We start from the raw sequence: 15,725 nt of genomic DNA, 5'->3' as shown, positions 1-15,725 counted from the left end.
CCCGGCATCGGAGACTGGTGTCGCCACGACGTCGGGTTGCAACCCGGCCTACCGCGATGACGACTTCCTACAACGTCATCGTCTGGGTCAGCTCGATCCAGCTCGGCGGCTCGGGCCAGTCGGCCTCGGCATTGCCCTCCAGCACGAGACGGATATCCCGGCGGTCGATCTGCGGGGCGATGGCGTGGATCAGCTCCAATGCATAGTCGCGCGACACCCGCGAGCGCGGCAGTACCGCCCAGGCGATGCATTCGGGAATCGCTGCGGGGGCCGGCAGGATCACCAGGTCGGTTTCTTCATGCACGCCCAGCGCCATCTCCGCGAGCAGGCCGACGCCCATGCCGGTGCGCACATAGGTCTTGATCAGGTCGGCGTCGCGCGCGGTCATCGCCAGTTGCGGCTCGACGCCCTCGCCGGCGAACGCGCGGCGCAATGACGACTCCGGGCGGATCGAGGATTCGTAACTGACCAGCGGGTATTTCGACAACTCGACCAGGGTGGGGGCGCGACCGATTCCGGCCAGCGGGTGCGCCTTCGGCACGATCACCTTGCGCTGCCAGCGGAACAGCGGCACCGCGAGGCCGCCATCGGGCACCTGGCCGGCAGTGCTGAGCACGGCCATGTCGGCGGCGCCGTGGGCCAGTTGTTCGAGCACCTCGCCATCGGCGACCGGCTCCAGGTGCACGCTGATCCGCGGCCAGGCGCGCTTGATGGTCGCGATCGCGCCGGGCAATACGTGGCGGGCCTGGGTGTGGGTGGTGGCGAGCACCAGCCGGCCGACATGCTCGCCGCGCTCGTTGGCGGCGTAGGCACGGATGTTGGCGGCTTCTTCCAGTATCCGACGGGCATGCGCGATCACCCGCTCGCCGGCCGGTGCCACCGCCTCCAGGCTGCGGCCGCGGCGCATGAACAGCTGGAAGCCGAGTTCATCCTCCAGCTGCTTGAGCTGCTTCGACAGCCCCGGCTGGGTCGCGTGCACGCGTTCGGCCGCCAGCGTGATGTTGAGGCCGGCGTCGGCGATGGCGACAAGGTAGCGGAGCTGGGTCAGGGTCATGGCTGCAGTGCAAGCTAGCCCATGCACCATGACCCGTCCAGCATGTGGCGCTCATGGCTTATGACCGCTCGGCATGGCGGCCGGTCGATTGCTCATTTCCGATTGACTGCCCGCGGTCCTAGCGTTGCTATCCCACCTCCACCATCCCGCCATGTCCAGCCCGCCGGCCACACCACAGCTGTTTCCGTTGTTCGCCGACCTCAAAGGCCGCCGCGTGCTGGTCGTCGGCGCTGGTTCGATCGCGCGGCGGAAGATCGATGCCCTGCTCGGTGCCGGCGCACGGGTTGCCGTGGGCTCACCTGCATTGGAACCGTCCGTCGCGGCACTGGTCGATGCCGGCCGGATCGAACACTACCCTGGCCGCTTCGACCCCAACTGGCTCAACGATGCCTGGCTGGTGGTGGCCGCCACCGACAGTCCGATCACCAACCGCGCCGTCGCTACCGCCGCCGAAGCACGCCGGGTCTGGGCGAACGTGGTCGACGACGCCGAACTGTCGAGCGTGCAGGTTCCATCGCGGGTCGAGCGGGGTCCGTTGCAGATCGCAATTTCCAGCGGCGGCGGCGCACCGATGCTGGCGCGTCACCTGCGTGAACAGCTTGAAACCCAGCTCGACGAGTCACTCGGCGACCTAACCGAACTGCTTCGCACGCAACGCAGGCGCATCCGCCAGCGACTGCCCGACATCGCCGCCCGCCGCGCGTTCTTCGAACGCCTGCTGGCCGGCCCGGTGCCTGGCCTGCTGCGTCGTGGCAATCATGCCGAAGCCGAACGCGCGTTCGAGAAAACCTTGTCCGAAGGCGCCGGAACCACGGCCGGTCGCGTGGCTCTGGTCGGCGCCGGCCCCGGCGACCCCGGCCTGTTGACCCTGCGCGGCCTGCGCGTGCTCAACGAGGCCGACGTGATTCTGCACGACCGGCTGGTCAGTACCGAGGTGCTGGCGCTCGCACGCCGCGATGCCGAGTTGATCGAGGTCGGCAAACAGGTCGGCGGCGATCACCACGCCACCCAGTCGCGCATTCATGCGTTGCTGGTCGAGCACGCGCGCGCCGGCAAGCGCGTGGTGCGGCTGAAGGGCGGCGATCCGTTCGTGTTCGGACGTGGCGGCGAGGAGTTGGAAACGCTGCATGCCCACGGCATCGACTTCGAGGTCGTACCCGGCATCACCGCCGCGGTCGCCTGCGCCGCCTATGCCGGGGTACCACTGACCCATCGCGAGCATGCGCAATCGGTACGTTTCGTCACCGCGCTCGGCCGCGACGGCAGCGATCCCATCGACTGGCCGGCGCTGGCCCGGGAACGGCAGACACTGGCCTTCTACATGGGCGTGTCCGGACTGGACCGCCTGCGCGACAACCTTGTCGCCCACGGCCGCGACCCCGCCACCCCGTTCGCACTGGTCGAGAACGGCACCCGCGCCGAACAGCGCGTGGTCACCGGCACGCTCGCCGAACTGCCGGAGGCCGCCGCCGCCCACGCGATACGGGCGCCGGCCTTGTTGATTCTGGGTGAAGTCGCCGGCTCGGCCGCCACCCTACACTGGTTCGGGCCACGCCCACTGCGCCTGGAAGACGCGCCTGCCACCGGCACCTCGATCGCACAGGCCGCCTGATTGCGCGACCGGCCGCCAGCGCCGCCGAATCCCGTCTGTCCCTACATGTCACCGTCCTGAAATACCGGAGCACCCTCATGGCCCTGCACGACAGCATCCTCGACACGATCGGCAACACCCCGATCGTCAAACTGCACCGCATCGCGCCCAAGCACGTCGATCTCTACGCCAAGGTCGAGGCCTTCAACCCCGGCGGCTCGGTCAAGGACCGCCTGGCGCTGGCGATCATTCTCGACGCCGAGCAGAAGGGCCTGCTAAAGCCCGGCCAGACCGTTGTCGAGGCGACCAGCGGCAACACCGGCATCGCCCTGGCGATGGTCTGCGCCGCACGTGGCTACCCGTTCGTGGCGGTGATGACCGAAACCTTCTCGATCGAGCGGCGCAAGCTGATGCGCGCCTATGGCGCCAAGGTCATCCTGACCCCGGCCGCCGAGCGTGGCAGCGGCATGGTCCGCAAGGCCGCCGAGCTGGCCGACAAGCACGGCTGGTTCCTCGCCCGCCAGTTCGAGAACGAGGCCAATCCCGCCTACCACCGCCAGACCACCGGCCCGGAGATCCTGCGCGACTTCGCCGGCCGGCGTCTGGACTACTTCGTCAGCGGCTGGGGCACCGGTGGCACCATCACCGGTGCCGGCGAGGTACTCAAGCTGGCCCGCCCGGACCTCAAGGTGATCGCCTCCGAGCCGGCCGGCGCCGCGCTGCTGTCGGGCAAGGAGTGGCAGCCACACAAGATCCAAGGCTGGACCCCGGACTTCCTCCCCGACGTGCTCAGTCGCACGATCGCCGACAAGATCCTGCCAATCGACGACGTGCTGGCCCGCGACACCTCGCGCCGCCTCGCCGCCGAGGAAGGTCTTTTCGTCGGCATCTCCGCCGGCGCCACCGTCGCCGCCGCCCTGCAGGTCGCCGAGAAGGCGCCAGAAGGCTCGGTGCTGCTGGCGATGCTGCCCGACACCGGCGAACGCTACCTGTCGACCTTCCTGTTCGAGGGCATCGCCGAAGGCTCGGACGACGAGTGGCTGGCCTCGCTGGACTGAATCCGACCACAGGCCACCAGTAGCCCGGGTAAGCGGAGCGCACCCGGGACCATCGATACACGTCAATCTGCCCCGAGTGTGGCTTCGCCTTACCCGAGCTACACCACCGCCGCTTCGGACGAACACACCTTCAAACGCAGCCTTCCCCTGGGCCCTGCAGCGACACACGGACCGTGTCGCCGCCGGGCGTTTATGCTGTGCGCTTCGGAACGACCTGAAGCACTGCATGACCGCCGACACCGACGCGCGTGGCGCCGCCCGCCTGGCCTGGGCCCGCGCCGCCAGCGGACAGCCCGCACTCGAACTCGAACGCGCGTCCTACGACGCCGGCCACCGCAGCTACTGGCGCACGGTCGGCATCGAACCCAGCCTGATCGTGATGGACGCCCCGCCCGGGCTGGAGGACGTACGTCCTTGGTTGCGCATGCATGCTCTGCTCGATGGCGGCGGCGTGCGCGTGCCGCGGATCATCGCCCGCGACGAGGACACCGGCTTCCTGCTGCTGGAAGACCTCGGTGGCCCCACTCTCGCCCAGGTCATCGACGACGACAATGCCGACGTGCATTTCGATGCCGCGATCGAACAATTGATCCTGTTGCAGTCGATCGCGCCGCCGGCGGATCTGCCGGTATTCGGCGAGGCCCTGCTGCAACGCGACGCCGGCCTGTTCGAGGAATGGTTCCTGCGCCGCCACCTCGGCCTCGAACCCGGCTGCGGCGATACCGAGCGACTGCAGCTTGCCCAGCGCCGGCTGATGGACAACGCCCTCGCGCAGGCAAAGGTGCTGACCCATCGTGATTTCATGCCGCGCAACCTCATGCCTGCCAAGAACGGGCCGGTCGACGGCGGGCCGGCCGTGCTCGACTTCCAGGACTGCGTGCTCGGACCGATCGCCTACGACCCGGTCAGTCTGTTCAAGGACGCCTTCCTGAGCTGGCCGCTGGAGCGCGTCGACGGCTGGCTGGCGCGCTACCACGCCCGAGCCGTCGAGGCCGGCCTGCCGGTACCGCCACTGGAACGGTTCCTGCGCGACGCCGACTGGCTCGGCGTGCAACGCCACCTCAAGATACTCGGCATCTTCGCGCGGCTGCACTACCGCGACGGCAAACCGAAATACCTTGCAGACGCGCCACGCTTCATCGCCTACCTCGACCAAGTACTGCCGCGCCATGCCGGACTGACGCCGTTGCGCGAACTGCTCGACTGCAAGGTCCATCCGGCAATGTGCAGTCCGCCATGATTTAGATATCGCCGCTAATGCATCGGTCGCACACCCCCTATTGACCGTAACAGCACTCAGACCTAGATACCTTCGACACCTTATTACTCAAGGGTTCGAAAAATTTTCGTTGTCTGCACACACAGCGATTGGAACCGTGAAACCATTGATGACGTTGGCGACGGCGATACTGGTATCGTCAGAACAATCAATGCCCGTACCAGATCCCAATCCAGAAATGTCATTGTTCCGCACGGCGACGCGACTGCCTTGCACAATGGCAATCCCGAACATAGCACCCATGCCCGGCAATCTCAGGCCACGCACCCTGTTGTTGTTGATGCTTCCACTTGTATTGTGCGCAGCATAAATTCCAGTAGCGTAGCTCCAGCTAAAGTCTGAATTACTGTTGATCGGCGACACTCCGCTGACAGTGTTGTCAAGCACATCTACTTCGCCCATCGTCCGAATACCGGTAGCTTCACCTTCGAACAAGCTGGAACCACCTGTGTCCAGGATCAAATTATGCCGTACTACTGAGCGATCACCTGACACATCAACGCCAGCAGATGTGTTGCGGTCGAAACGGTTATTCTCGACAACATGCCCTCCACCACTCAAAAAGACGCCGCTGTAGAAACCACGGACATGACAGTGGCGAACCGTAATGTTGTGCTTATTTGTGGCTGCGATTCCTGACGCATCCGCACCTGCCCCAGCAGACAGCCCTCCTAACTTGAAATGATTACAGTCAATGGTGACATTGTTCGCATTAATTTGAATTGCCGCAGCACCAGTGATGGCTGTGGAAAGATCTTTACGCAGACACCAAACGCCTTGCGTACTTATCGTGGCTGGAAGCGAATCAATAAACCCCGTACAACTTTCAAAGCTCTGCGCTGCCTTAGCCATCATTGGGGATAGCGAAAGCGCAGCAAGCAGGACACCTCGTGCGAACAGATGGTGAATTGACATATCTGGAACCCCTACGCATTGTTATGAAACAAGCCCTGCTTACAATTTCTACTCAAACCCCATAAAGCGAGAGACCTGAGGCGATACGTAATATGTATACTTGGCGGACGACCAGGGAAAGACAGATGAGAGCGAGCCTCAGAGGCCATCAAGCGTGACGCATGCCATTCATAACATCAATTGCATGCCGTCTTTACACACTTCCACGGCAAACCTCACCCAAGCCGTTCCGTCGCCGGCATTACGGGTAACACACGAGCGCTTTACATATTACACTTCCCCTTCCGACGCAAGCGCTCCGGAGAAGTCCCAAGGAAATCCGGGGTCGCCCTTTCATTCTAGAAACACTTTGAAAATTCTCTACAAGAACATTCAAAATTTGCATCCATATCAAACTCTAGACAGAGACGATGGCCACCCTAGGGGGCGCCTCTGAAAGCCCTGATCTTCGCCGCCGGCCTCGGCGAGCGCATGCGCCCGCTGACCGACACCACGCCCAAACCGTTGCTGGAGGCCGGTGGCAAGCCGCTGATCGTCTGGCACCTGGAAAAGCTCGCCGCTCTGGGCGTGCGCGACGTGGTCGTCAACACCAGCTGGCGGGCCGACCGTTTCGAACCGGCGCTGGGCGACGGCAGCCGATGGGGGCTGCGCCTGCATTTCGCCTACGAAGGCGCGACTCCCCTGGAAACCGGCGGCGGCATGCTGCACGCGCTGCCACTGCTCGGCGACACGCACGGGTCCAATGAAGCGTTCCTGCTGGTCAACGGTGACGTCTGGACCGACTTCGACTTCGCCCGCCTGCCGCGCGAACCGGCAGGTCTGGCGCATCTGGTGATGGTCGATCGCCCCGGACACGCGACCCACGGCGATTTCGCCCTCGCCCCTGACGGTCATGTACGTAACGAAGGCGAGAACGTACCGGACAACAGCCTGTTGACCTACGCCGGCATCGGCATCTACCGCCCGCAGATCCTCGACGGCTGGCAATCCGTCATCGGCGACTGCAATCACGTCGACGGCAAGCCGAAATTCCCCCTCGCCCCGATCCTCAGGGCACGCATGGCCGAGGGCCGCATCACCGGTGAACACCACCGTGGCCAGTGGACCGATGTCGGCACCCCGCAACGGTTGGCCGAGCTGGATGCGCGGCTCAGCGGGGAGTAGTGGTTCCGCTCCGTGCCCGATCCCCGGATGCGCCCCGGGTGCGCTGCGCTTACCCGGGCTACGACGACTGAACGCCCGAGCGCTGCGTGCGAGGGCCGGGGATCCATGGACGTCAGTTCCCGATCTTTCCGTAAATGCCAGTTCACTTTCCAGAAGCCGGTGGCCCTGCCTTTGCGGGACCGTCCGAAACATGGATGTTTCGGATGAGCCTACAGGGATGTATTCACGGCGAGTCCCGCAAAGGCAGGGCCACCGGCTTCCACGGCAAAGAGCTCCGGCATCACGCCGCACTGTCGCTACAAGTGCGACGGTTTGCCCCATCCATCCGTAATGTGCCGGCATGGACCAGGCGGTAACACACCTTGTGGACGAGCCCGAACTCCTGCGCCAGGCCCGCTGGGGCAATCGCGAGGCCTTTGCCGAGCTGTACGCCCGCCACGCCGGCGCCGTGCACGCCCTCGCCCTGCGCCTGACCGCCGACCCAGCCACTGCCCAGGACCTGACCCACGACGCCTTCGTGAAGATGCTCCGCTTCATCGGCGGCGTGCGCAGCGACCGACCCCTGCGGCCATGGCTGAAAAAGGTCGTCGCCAACGCCGCCATCGACCGACTGCGCCACGAACACCCACACCTGTATGCCGACACCGGTGACGAAGGCCCCGACAGCGAAGCCTGGGCCGGACCGGTAAAAGACCCGGCGGCACATGCCGAAGCATCCGCACTGCTGCAACGGCTGCCCCCGCAGGCCCGTACCGTTGTATGGCTGCATGAAGTCGAAGGCTGGTCGCATACCGAACTGGCCGAACGCTTCGGCCACACACCGAGCTGGTCCAAATCGGTACTGTCGCGCGCGCTCAACCGCCTGCGCGAAACGCTGGACGAGGTACCCGACGACGCACCGGACACCTCACCCCCGCTCCGGACCCACCGCCACCGGCACGAACGCTGAATACGGATTCGCCATGCAACACTCCGACCACGACCTCCGCCGCCAGCTCCGCGCCCTTCCGGACCCGGATCCGCCTGCCGCGCTGCGTGAACGCGTACTGACCTCGCACCGCCACCGCCAACGTGCGATCCGCAGCGTTGCCGGTGTCTCGGCCATTGCCCTGCTGCTGGCCATCGTGCTGCCCGACCTGCCCGGACCGCAGGATGCCTCACCCCCTCAACCCGGACTGGCGGCCACCGCCCTGCCCGCGCACGACGCCATCGCCCGCCTGCGTGCGATCGACCGCGCCCTGCAGGCCGCCTATGAACGCGGCGCCAGCGACGATGAGGTCGCACCGCTCTGGAAGGCACGCGAAACACTGCTTGCCGCCCTTCCGGCCAACCAGAGACCATCGTCCTGATGGCCGCACTCCGCACCATTGCCATGGCCCTGCTGCTGGCCTTCCTGCCGCTGCCGGCACTGGCCACAGGAGGCAACCCGCTCGATGTCGTCGTTGACGTACGCCGGCCACATACCGAGGGTGTGACCGTCATGGCCGTCACCCCGGGCGGCAACGGCGAACGAATCGGATTGCGCGTCGGCGACCGTATCATCGAGGCCAACGGCCGATCCCTGACCGACACCCTGAAACCCTCCCGCATGCTCGCCGAAGCCACCTCCGGCGGCGACAGCCTGCGGCTGCGGGTCATCCGCGACGGGCAAACGCTCATCCTCGACGGCAGCGTCGTCGAGGCCGCCGCACCTGCAGTGGAAGGCTGCGGTTACATCAGCACCCTCGGCACCCTGCCGCATGTCCGCGACAAACTGTACCCGGTGGTCATCGTCGACATCGATGGCACCGGCACGCCGCTCGAGGCCAACCGCCACCGGCTGCCGGCCGGCCTGCACGTGGTGGTCGTGAACGAGCGCATCGGGGGCATCCGCTTCAACGAAATGCTGCGCCGGCAGCGCGACCGCATGCAGGTCCGCGAGGGCGCCCGCGCCGGCAAGGCATTGCTGGTCGACGTGCAGCCGGGCAAGCGTTACCTGCTTGGCGCGCGATTCCTCGATGACAACCTCGGCGTCCGCACCATCAGCGACAACGCCTACTGGGAACCGCTGGTGTGGAAGGTGGTCGACGAGGACTGCCGGTAACCGGCCCAAGGGAAAGCGACGACACGCCCTTGCAGTCAGGATTTGTCGAGCGAACCGCCCAGCGCCTCGCGCAGGAACGGCACGGTCACCCGCCGCTGCGCCGCCAGCGAGGCGCGGTCGAGCCGGTCCAGCAATCCCGTCAGTCCGACCAGATCGCGCCCGGCGCGCCTGAGCAGCCAGTCCAGCGCCGCATCTTCCAGCACCAGCCCGCGGCGACGTGCACGCTGTGACAGCACTGCCCGGCGGCCATCGTCGTCCAGCGACTGCAATGCGACCCGTGCGCACTGCGACAACCGTGAGCGCAGATCGGGCAGCCCCAGCTCCAGTTCGGCCGGATTGCCACGCGCGGCGTAGAGCAGGCAGGCGCCCGAAGCACGGGCGCGGTTGTGGGTGTCGAACAGGGCGACTTCATCCTCACGCCGGCCGGCGATCGCCTCCAGCCCGTCCAGCGCGACCAGGTCGTTGCCCTCCAGCGCCTGCAACGCCTCGCCAAGGCGTCCGGCCGCGGCCGGCAAAGGCAGGTAGGCGACCCGGCGCCCGGCGGTCTCGGCCGCGGCACAGGTCGCCAGCAGCAGGTGGGTCTTGCCGACTCCGGCGGGGCCGGACAGGTACAGCCAGTCGTCACCGCCCGCGATAGCAAGCGCCTGCAACTGCGCCAGCGCGCCGTCCGGTGCGTCGAGGTAGGTATCGAATCGCTGGTCCGGCGGATAGCGCAGCGCCAGCGGCAACTGCGGGACACTCACTCCGACTCCTTCTCCGTCGTCGCCTCGGCGACCTGCCCGGCCGGCATGTCTTCCACCGCCGCCCCGTCCGCCTCCGGTTGCGCGCCACCGGCCGCCGCTGTGGCCGTTCCCGCAACCGCCGGCATGGCCCCATCGCCGGCTGCATCGCCGGCATACAGCCGGCTGCGGGTGTAACGCTCCTGGGCGAAGCGCAGCAGTACGTTGGCCACCGCCGCCACCGGCAATGCCATCAGCATGCCGATGAAGCCGAACAGCTGGCCGCCGGCCATGATCGCGAAGATCACCGCCATCGGGTGCAGGCCAATGCGGTCGCCAACGATGCGCGGAGTCAGCACGTAGCCCTCGATCATCTGCCCGGCCACGAACACGGCCGCCACCATCAGCACCAGGGTGAAGTCGGCGCCCGGCTGCACGAAGGCGGCAATCAGCCCCAGCACCACGCCGACGGCCGTGCCCAGGTAGGGCACGAAGCTGATCAGGCCGGCAATGAGGCCGATCAGCAGGCCGACCTTGAGCCCGACCAGGGTCAGGCCCACCGCGTAGATCGCACCCAGCGCGATCATCACCAGGATCTGCCCGCGCAGGAATGCCGACAACACGTCATTGGACTCGTGTGCCAGTCGCGAGACGGTACCGATGCGGTCGCGCGGCACCAGTGCCGCGACCCGCTCGACCAGCTTGTCCCAGTCGCGCAGGAAGTAGAACGTCAGCAGCGGCAGCAGCACGATGTTGGCGACCCAGGCGACCACCGCCATGCCCGAACGCGATACGTAGCCGAACACGCTCGCGGCCACGCCACCGGCCTCCTGCCAGTGCTCGCGCAGCAGCCCGATCATCGCCTGCGGGTCGAGCCAACCGGCCAACTCGACCCCGGTACGCTGCTCGATCCACGGCATCGCGGTGCCCATCACCCACTCCTGCACCCGCGGCAACAGGTCCAGCAGGGTGACGACCTGGCGCTCGATCATCGGCACCAGGATCAGCAGCGCCAGCACCAGCAGCAACACCATCAGGGTGAACACAAGGGCGACTGCGACATTGCGCGAGCGTCCGGAGCGCTCGAGCCGGTCGACCAACGGGTCGCCCAGCCAACCCAGCAGCGCGCCCAACACGAACGGCGACAGGATCGGGCCCAGTGCCCAGATCAGCCACAGCACCGCCAAGACCACCACGCCCCACTGCAGGCGCTTGAGGAAGCGGGCGATATCCGCCATCGGCTCGTTCGCGTACATCAGCGCACCCGGTAGATGGTGGGCGCCGGAGCGTCAGGCGTCTCGCCATCCTCTTCCGGTACGACCGGACCGGGAGCAGGCATGGCTTCAGCGCTGGCCGCAACCAGGACATCGCCCTCGCCGGCCATGCGCTGCAGGCCGGGCAATCCGGTCAGCAACTCCAGTTCAAGCACCATCTCATCAGCGGTCGCCCGCAGCGGCTTGATCCCGCGCACCACCGACAGCCCCTGCAGGTAGCCGGACAGACGCATGTATTTCTCGCTGCTGTCCAGTCCGCGGAAGGTGACCGCATAGCTGCCGGCCGGACCGGCCGCCGTGCGCTTGGCGTAGCGCTTGGTCAGCGCGTCGGCGGCGCCGTCGGCGCCGGTGGCCATGACCATGCGTGCATCGGCGCCGCTCTCGGACCAGCGTGCCAGCACCCGCCCGCGGTCGACGAAGATCCAGTCCGCGGCCCAGCCGCCATTGCCTCGGCGGAGCTTGCCGATCAGTTGCATCGGCGGGCTGTAACGTTGCGAGGCGCGGGCGATCGCGGCGGTGTCGCCACGCCAGATGGCCCCCACTACCGCCTGCTCGGCGGCGCTGCCGCCCGGCAGGCCAAGCCGGTAGCCACGCTGGACCGCACGATCCAGTACCGAACGGGCGGCATTGGACTGGGCAAGGCCGACCAGCCGCGGGCCGCTGCCATCGTCGATCGCCAGCCACAGCACCGGCTTGGGACGCGGCGTCGGCCAGACCGGAATGCCCAGGGTGGACGCCAGCGCATCCACCGCGGCCTCGTCGTAGCGGGCCACCAGCACGGTCTGATAGGTCGGTGCCCCGCTCGCGGACACCCCCTCGTCCTGGCGGTAGTCGTAACCGGTCACGTAGTCGCCGGCACGGCGCAGTTCTCGTGATACGCCAGGACGCGATGCCGCACCGCTGTCGCCCGACAGCTTGCCCAGCACCTGGGCCAGACCCCGGGCAAGCGCGGACCTGCGCTCGTCTTCGCCCTGTCCGCGGACCACGACCTCGGCGGTATAGACGTCGTCGGCGTGGATCTGGTCGCCCTCGACCCGCTGCGCGGAGACGGGGAATATCATCGCCAGGAGCAGCATCCCGAGAACCGTGTTGATCGCGATGGAGGTCTTGCGCAATGCAGCAGTCATGCGGGGTTCGCCGCCTGTATAGCCGTCGGAATGCCCGGAATGGTGCCGCAGCCGGACCGGAACGTCCATCCGCAGCGATACGGCCTCGCCCGGTTATTCCCCGGCGGTCTTGGTAAAATCGCCGTCTTCCCGCCGCCCTGCGACCCTGCCGTGACGTCCACCCCCCTTCCCCCCGCTCCCCTGACCTACCGCGATGCCGGCGTCGATATCGACGCGGGCAACGAGCTCGTCGAACGCATCAAGCCGCTGGTCAAACGCAGCTTCCGTCCCGAGGTCATGGGCGGACTGGGCGGCTTCGGCGCGCTGTTCGACCTGTCGAACAAGTACAAGGAGCCGGTGCTGGTATCCGGCACCGATGGCGTCGGCACCAAGCTGAAGCTGGCCCAGCAGTTGGGTCGCCACGACACCATCGGCATCGATCTGGTCGCGATGTGCGTGAACGACGTGCTGGTGCAGGGCGCCGAACCGCTGTTCTTCCTCGACTACTTCGCCACCGGCAAGCTCGACATCGACACCGCCGCGGCGGTGGTCGGCGGCATCGCCCGCGGCTGCGAGGAGTCGGGCTGTGCGCTGATCGGCGGTGAGACCGCCGAGATGCCCGACATGTACCCGCCGGGCGAATACGACCTGGCCGGCTTCTGCGTCGCCGGCGTCGAGAAGTCGAAGCTGCTCGACGGCGGCAGGACCCGCGAGGGCGACCTGCTGATCGGCATCGCCTCGTCCGGCCCGCACTCCAACGGCTACTCGCTGATCCGCAGGATCTACGAGCGTGCCGGCAGTCCGGCCGAACTCGAACTCGCCGACGGCCAGAAGCTCGCCGACGCGTTGATGGCGCCGACCCGGCTGTACGTGAAGCCGGTGCTGGAGCTGCTGCAGGCTCATGGCGGAGGTGATGCGAGTCCCTCGCAAACGCCCGCACATCCATGTGCGGACTCTCCAATTCATGCCATGGCCCACGTCACCGGCGGCGGCCTGACCGAGAACATCATCCGGGTCATCCCCGATGGCCTGGGCATCGACATCGACGCCGCAAGCTGGCCGCTGCCGCCGGTGTTCGAATGGCTGCAGCGCGAAGGCGCGGTCGAAGCCACCGAGATGTGGCGCACCTTCAACTGCGGTATCGGCTTCGTGCTGGTGGTCGCGCCGGAAGAGGCAGCCGCCGTCGAGGCCGATCTCGAACGCCTGTCGCTGCCGAACTGGCGGATCGGTCGAGTGGTCAGGGCTGGCGACGGCGAGCGCGTCCGCATTGGCTGAGTACATGCAGGCCAATTGCGGGCGCCGGATCGCGGTGCTCGCCTCGGGCCGCGGCAGCAACCTGCAGGTCTTGATCGATGCGATCGCCGCCGGCAGGCTGAACGCCACCATCGCCGGCGTGTTCTCCGACAGGCCGAAGGCCGGCGCCCTCGAACGCGCCCGCCACGCGAGCATCCCGACCACCTCGCTGCGTCCGCGCGATTTCGACTCGCGCGCGGCATTCGATGACGCGCTGTTCAGCCACGTCGACACTGTTCAGCCCGACCTCATCGTCTGTGCGGGATACATGCGTCTGCTCAGCGAACACGTCGTCGAGGCAAGACAGGGCCACATGATCAACATCCACCCATCGCTGCTGCCGGCCTTCAAGGGCCTGCATACCCACCAGCAGGCGCTGGCCGCCGGGGTGCGCGAGCATGGCGCGAGCGTCCACTTCGTCACCTCCGAGCTGGACGGCGGACCGGTGATCGCGCAGGCGCGGGTGCCGGTGCTGGACGGCGACGATGCCGACGCTCTGGCCGCACGGGTGCTCACCCGCGAACATCCGTTGCTGCTGGCCACGGTCAAGGTCCTGGCCGAAGGCCGCGTGCGCCTGCGCGACGGCACAGTCACCCTCGACGACAGGCCCCTGGCCGCGCCGCTGCAACTTGATGACAACGATCGGCTGTCAGGCTGATCCTCTTTCCCGCCCGAAGCCCCCCATGCCCCGGACTCCCGCCCGTCTCGCATTCGCCATCGTGCTGGCCCTGTCGCCGGCGATCGCGGCCACCCAGGCCCCGGAAGCGGTGCCTGCCACCACACAGACCGAGGTCGAAGCCGAGGCCACCCAGGCACTGGCACCGTTCATGGCCAGCTACCAGGTACTCAACCACGGGCGCGCGCTCGGGGAGGCCAGCCTCCAGGTGACCGAACTGAATGCACCGCACCGCTGGCGCGTCGACCTCAACATGGGCGGGCGCGGCCTGCTCAAGCTGGCCGGCATCAATGCCGAACAGAGCACGGTATTCGAGGACACTGCCAGCGGCTTCCTGCCGCTGAGCCAGTCCACCCTCCGCAAGACCCTGTTCACCCGCAAGCGTTCCACCGGCATATACGATTGGGCCGCAGGCCAGGCACGCTGGGAAGGCGACCTGAAGGAATGGCGGCAGCGCCCGGTCCCGCTCCAGCATGGCGACATGAGCGCCCTGCTGATCAATCTGGCGGTAATCCGCGACGCGGAACCGGGCAGGACCCTGCGCTACCGTTTCGTCGACAACGGACGGGCGAAGGCACACATCTACCATGTCGCCGAGGAACTGGAGGGCGTGCGGGTCGGCGAACTCAGTTACAACGCGATGCGGGTCACCCGCCTCCCCGACGAAGGCGATGACGACAACGCCGAGGACGAGGAGCGGGTGGTCTGGGTCGTGAAAGGCGTCCCGACCCCGGTGCGGATGTTGCAACGCGAGGGCGGGGAAGACACTTACGACCTGCGACTGGTCGATTACACGGGAGTGCAGTAGATGAACCATGCATCGAACACGCGCAAATACCTGACCTTGATGCCTGCGCTGGCAGCGCTGCTCATGTTGGCCACGCTGCCCGCGCGCGCGATCGAGCCATTCACCGCCGACTACAAGGCCGGCTACATGGGCATGGAGGCGAATGGCCAGATGACCTTGACCCGGGAAGAGAACGACCGCTGGCGCTACAGCCTCAACGTGCGCAACGCGCTGGCCGACCTGTCCCAGACCACCGTGTTCGAGGAAAAGGACGGCCAGCTACGCCCGCTCAGCAGCAACGACACCAACAAGGTCCTGGTCAAGCGCAGCCGCAAATCCGCCACCTATGACTGGGCCGCCGGCCAGGCACGCTGGAGCGGCGACGTGAAAGCCGACCGCGCCGGCCCGATCGCGCTGAAAGCGGGCGACATGGACGCGCTGCTCATCTACCTGGCGATCGTCCGCGACCTGAACGCGGGCAAGCCGCTGAAGTACCGCATGGTCGACGACGGCCGGGTCAAGCAGCTCAGCTACACCACTGCCGGCCAGGAAACGATCACCATCGATGGCCGCAGCCACACTGCGACCAAGATCGTCGGCGACGACGAGCGTCGCAAGACCACCGCCTGGGTAGTGGACGGCATGCCGGTGCCGGCACGCATCATCCAGCAGACGAAGAATGGCGATTCGCTGGAATTGACCCTGCAATCGCTGCGCTAGATACCC

16 protein-coding genes are annotated in these 15,725 nt (G+C 66.8%); 11 read left to right on the top strand and 5 right to left on the bottom strand.

Going from position 1 to position 15,725, the window contains the following annotated elements; all coding sequences use genetic code 11:
* Positions 1–67: 67 nt before the first annotated feature.
* Complete coding sequence (locus FKV23_RS04020) at positions 68–1,054, bottom strand: LysR family transcriptional regulator (protein WP_141622700.1); 987 nt, start codon at positions 1,052–1,054, stop codon at positions 68–70.
* A gap of 151 nt (positions 1,055–1,205) precedes the next feature.
* Between FKV23_RS04020 and cysG the strand changes: the two genes are divergently transcribed.
* The 3 genes from cysG (at position 1,206) to FKV23_RS04005 (ending at position 4,943) form a co-directional block, all read left to right on the top strand.
* A complete protein-coding gene (gene cysG / locus FKV23_RS04015; RefSeq protein WP_141622699.1) occupies positions 1,206–2,666 on the top strand; it encodes a siroheme synthase CysG in 1,461 nt (486 codons plus the stop codon).
* Between the two features lie 77 nt (positions 2,667–2,743).
* A complete protein-coding gene (cysK, locus tag FKV23_RS04010) occupies positions 2,744–3,703 on the top strand; it encodes a cysteine synthase A (RefSeq protein WP_141622698.1) in 960 nt (319 codons plus the stop codon).
* A 226-nt stretch (positions 3,704–3,929) separates the two neighbouring features.
* The gene (locus FKV23_RS04005; protein WP_141622697.1) at positions 3,930–4,943 is read left to right on the top strand and encodes an aminoglycoside phosphotransferase family protein; all 1,014 of its coding nucleotides are present in this window, start codon (positions 3,930–3,932) and stop codon (positions 4,941–4,943) included.
* Positions 4,944–5,030: 87 nt separating this feature from the next.
* Here the strand turns inward: FKV23_RS04005 and FKV23_RS04000 are convergent, their stop codons facing one another.
* Complete coding sequence (locus tag FKV23_RS04000) at positions 5,031–5,837, bottom strand: right-handed parallel beta-helix repeat-containing protein (protein WP_167284944.1); 807 nt, start codon at positions 5,835–5,837, stop codon at positions 5,031–5,033.
* Positions 5,838–6,329: 492 nt separating this feature from the next.
* Here FKV23_RS04000 and murU point away from each other — a divergent pair, with 492 nt between their 5' ends.
* The 4 genes from murU (at position 6,330) to FKV23_RS03980 (ending at position 9,144) form a co-directional block, all read left to right on the top strand.
* On the top strand, positions 6,330–7,061 hold the full coding sequence (gene murU, locus FKV23_RS03995) for an N-acetylmuramate alpha-1-phosphate uridylyltransferase MurU (protein WP_141622695.1): 732 nt from the start codon (positions 6,330–6,332) through the stop codon (positions 7,059–7,061).
* 340 nt (positions 7,062–7,401) lie between these two features.
* Positions 7,402–8,010 (top strand): RNA polymerase sigma factor, encoded by a 609-nt coding sequence (locus FKV23_RS03990; RefSeq protein WP_141622694.1) that lies wholly within the window; start codon positions 7,402–7,404, stop codon positions 8,008–8,010.
* 13 nt (positions 8,011–8,023) lie between these two features.
* The gene (locus FKV23_RS03985; RefSeq protein WP_141622693.1) at positions 8,024–8,410 is read left to right on the top strand and encodes a hypothetical protein; all 387 of its coding nucleotides are present in this window, start codon (positions 8,024–8,026) and stop codon (positions 8,408–8,410) included.
* The gene (locus FKV23_RS03980) at positions 8,410–9,144 is read left to right on the top strand and encodes a PDZ domain-containing protein (RefSeq protein WP_141622692.1); all 735 of its coding nucleotides are present in this window, start codon (positions 8,410–8,412) and stop codon (positions 9,142–9,144) included. Before FKV23_RS03985 ends, FKV23_RS03980 begins: the two co-directional genes overlap by 1 nt.
* Positions 9,145–9,179: 35 nt before the next feature.
* Here the strand turns inward: FKV23_RS03980 and hda are convergent, their stop codons facing one another.
* From hda to FKV23_RS03965, 3 genes are read right to left on the bottom strand one after another with little or no spacing between them, the layout of a single operon-like run.
* Positions 9,180–9,887 (bottom strand): DnaA regulatory inactivator Hda, encoded by a 708-nt coding sequence (gene hda / locus FKV23_RS03975; protein WP_141622691.1) that lies wholly within the window; start codon positions 9,885–9,887, stop codon positions 9,180–9,182.
* Positions 9,884–11,119: an AI-2E family transporter gene (locus FKV23_RS03970; protein ID WP_141622690.1), complete on the bottom strand. Its 1,236-nt coding sequence runs from the start codon at positions 11,117–11,119 to the stop codon at positions 9,884–9,886. Before FKV23_RS03970 ends, hda begins: the two co-directional genes overlap by 4 nt.
* On the bottom strand, positions 11,119–12,264 hold the full coding sequence (locus FKV23_RS03965) for a DUF2066 domain-containing protein (RefSeq protein ID WP_141622689.1): 1,146 nt from the start codon (positions 12,262–12,264) through the stop codon (positions 11,119–11,121). Before FKV23_RS03965 ends, FKV23_RS03970 begins: the two co-directional genes overlap by 1 nt.
* 150 nt (positions 12,265–12,414) lie before the next feature.
* Between FKV23_RS03965 and purM the strand changes: the two genes are divergently transcribed.
* The 4 genes from purM to FKV23_RS03945 are packed head-to-tail and all read left to right on the top strand — an operon-like array spanning position 12,415 to position 15,719.
* Positions 12,415–13,518: a phosphoribosylformylglycinamidine cyclo-ligase gene (gene purM, locus FKV23_RS03960; protein ID WP_244244089.1), complete on the top strand. Its 1,104-nt coding sequence runs from the start codon at positions 12,415–12,417 to the stop codon at positions 13,516–13,518.
* A gap of 4 nt (positions 13,519–13,522) precedes the next feature.
* A complete protein-coding gene (gene purN, locus FKV23_RS03955; protein ID WP_141622687.1) occupies positions 13,523–14,194 on the top strand; it encodes a phosphoribosylglycinamide formyltransferase in 672 nt (223 codons plus the stop codon).
* A 25-nt stretch (positions 14,195–14,219) separates the two neighbouring features.
* A complete protein-coding gene (locus FKV23_RS03950; RefSeq protein ID WP_244244088.1) occupies positions 14,220–15,020 on the top strand; it encodes a DUF3108 domain-containing protein in 801 nt (266 codons plus the stop codon).
* Positions 15,021–15,719: a DUF3108 domain-containing protein gene (locus tag FKV23_RS03945; RefSeq protein ID WP_167284942.1), complete on the top strand. Its 699-nt coding sequence runs from the start codon at positions 15,021–15,023 to the stop codon at positions 15,717–15,719.
* The last annotated feature ends 6 nt before the right edge of the window (positions 15,720–15,725 follow it).

Source organism: Lysobacter alkalisoli, assembly GCF_006547045.1.
GTDB classification, from domain to species: Bacteria; Pseudomonadota; Gammaproteobacteria; order Xanthomonadales; family Xanthomonadaceae; genus Marilutibacter; species Marilutibacter alkalisoli.
Note: the sequence above shows the minus strand (reverse complement) of the source record. Positions and strands in the feature narration are given on the sequence as shown.

Bases quoted from the DNA above. Each gene is read 5' to 3' on its own strand.
- FKV23_RS04005 (WP_141622697.1), top strand. From the start codon at position 3,930: ATGACCGCCGACACCGACGCGCGTGGCGCCGCCCGCCTGGCCTGGGCC.
- FKV23_RS03945 (WP_167284942.1), top strand. From the start codon at position 15,021: ATGAACCATGCATCGAACACGCGCAAATACCTGACCTTGATGCCTGCG.
- purN (WP_141622687.1), top strand. From the start codon at position 13,523: ATGCAGGCCAATTGCGGGCGCCGGATCGCGGTGCTCGCCTCGGGCCGC.
- FKV23_RS03990 (WP_141622694.1), top strand. From the start codon at position 7,402: ATGGACCAGGCGGTAACACACCTTGTGGACGAGCCCGAACTCCTGCGC.
- cysG (WP_141622699.1), top strand. From the start codon at position 1,206: ATGTCCAGCCCGCCGGCCACACCACAGCTGTTTCCGTTGTTCGCCGAC.
- FKV23_RS03985 (WP_141622693.1), top strand. From the start codon at position 8,024: ATGCAACACTCCGACCACGACCTCCGCCGCCAGCTCCGCGCCCTTCCG.
- FKV23_RS03965 (WP_141622689.1), bottom strand. From the start codon at position 12,264: ATGACTGCTGCATTGCGCAAGACCTCCATCGCGATCAACACGGTTCTC.
- FKV23_RS03980 (WP_141622692.1), top strand. From the start codon at position 8,410: ATGGCCGCACTCCGCACCATTGCCATGGCCCTGCTGCTGGCCTTCCTG.
- FKV23_RS04000 (WP_167284944.1), bottom strand. From the start codon at position 5,837: ATGATGGCTAAGGCAGCGCAGAGCTTTGAAAGTTGTACGGGGTTTATT.
- FKV23_RS03950 (WP_244244088.1), top strand. From the start codon at position 14,220: ATGCCCCGGACTCCCGCCCGTCTCGCATTCGCCATCGTGCTGGCCCTG.
- FKV23_RS04020 (WP_141622700.1), bottom strand. From the start codon at position 1,054: ATGACCCTGACCCAGCTCCGCTACCTTGTCGCCATCGCCGACGCCGGC.
- cysK (WP_141622698.1), top strand. From the start codon at position 2,744: ATGGCCCTGCACGACAGCATCCTCGACACGATCGGCAACACCCCGATC.
- FKV23_RS03970 (WP_141622690.1), bottom strand. From the start codon at position 11,119: ATGTACGCGAACGAGCCGATGGCGGATATCGCCCGCTTCCTCAAGCGC.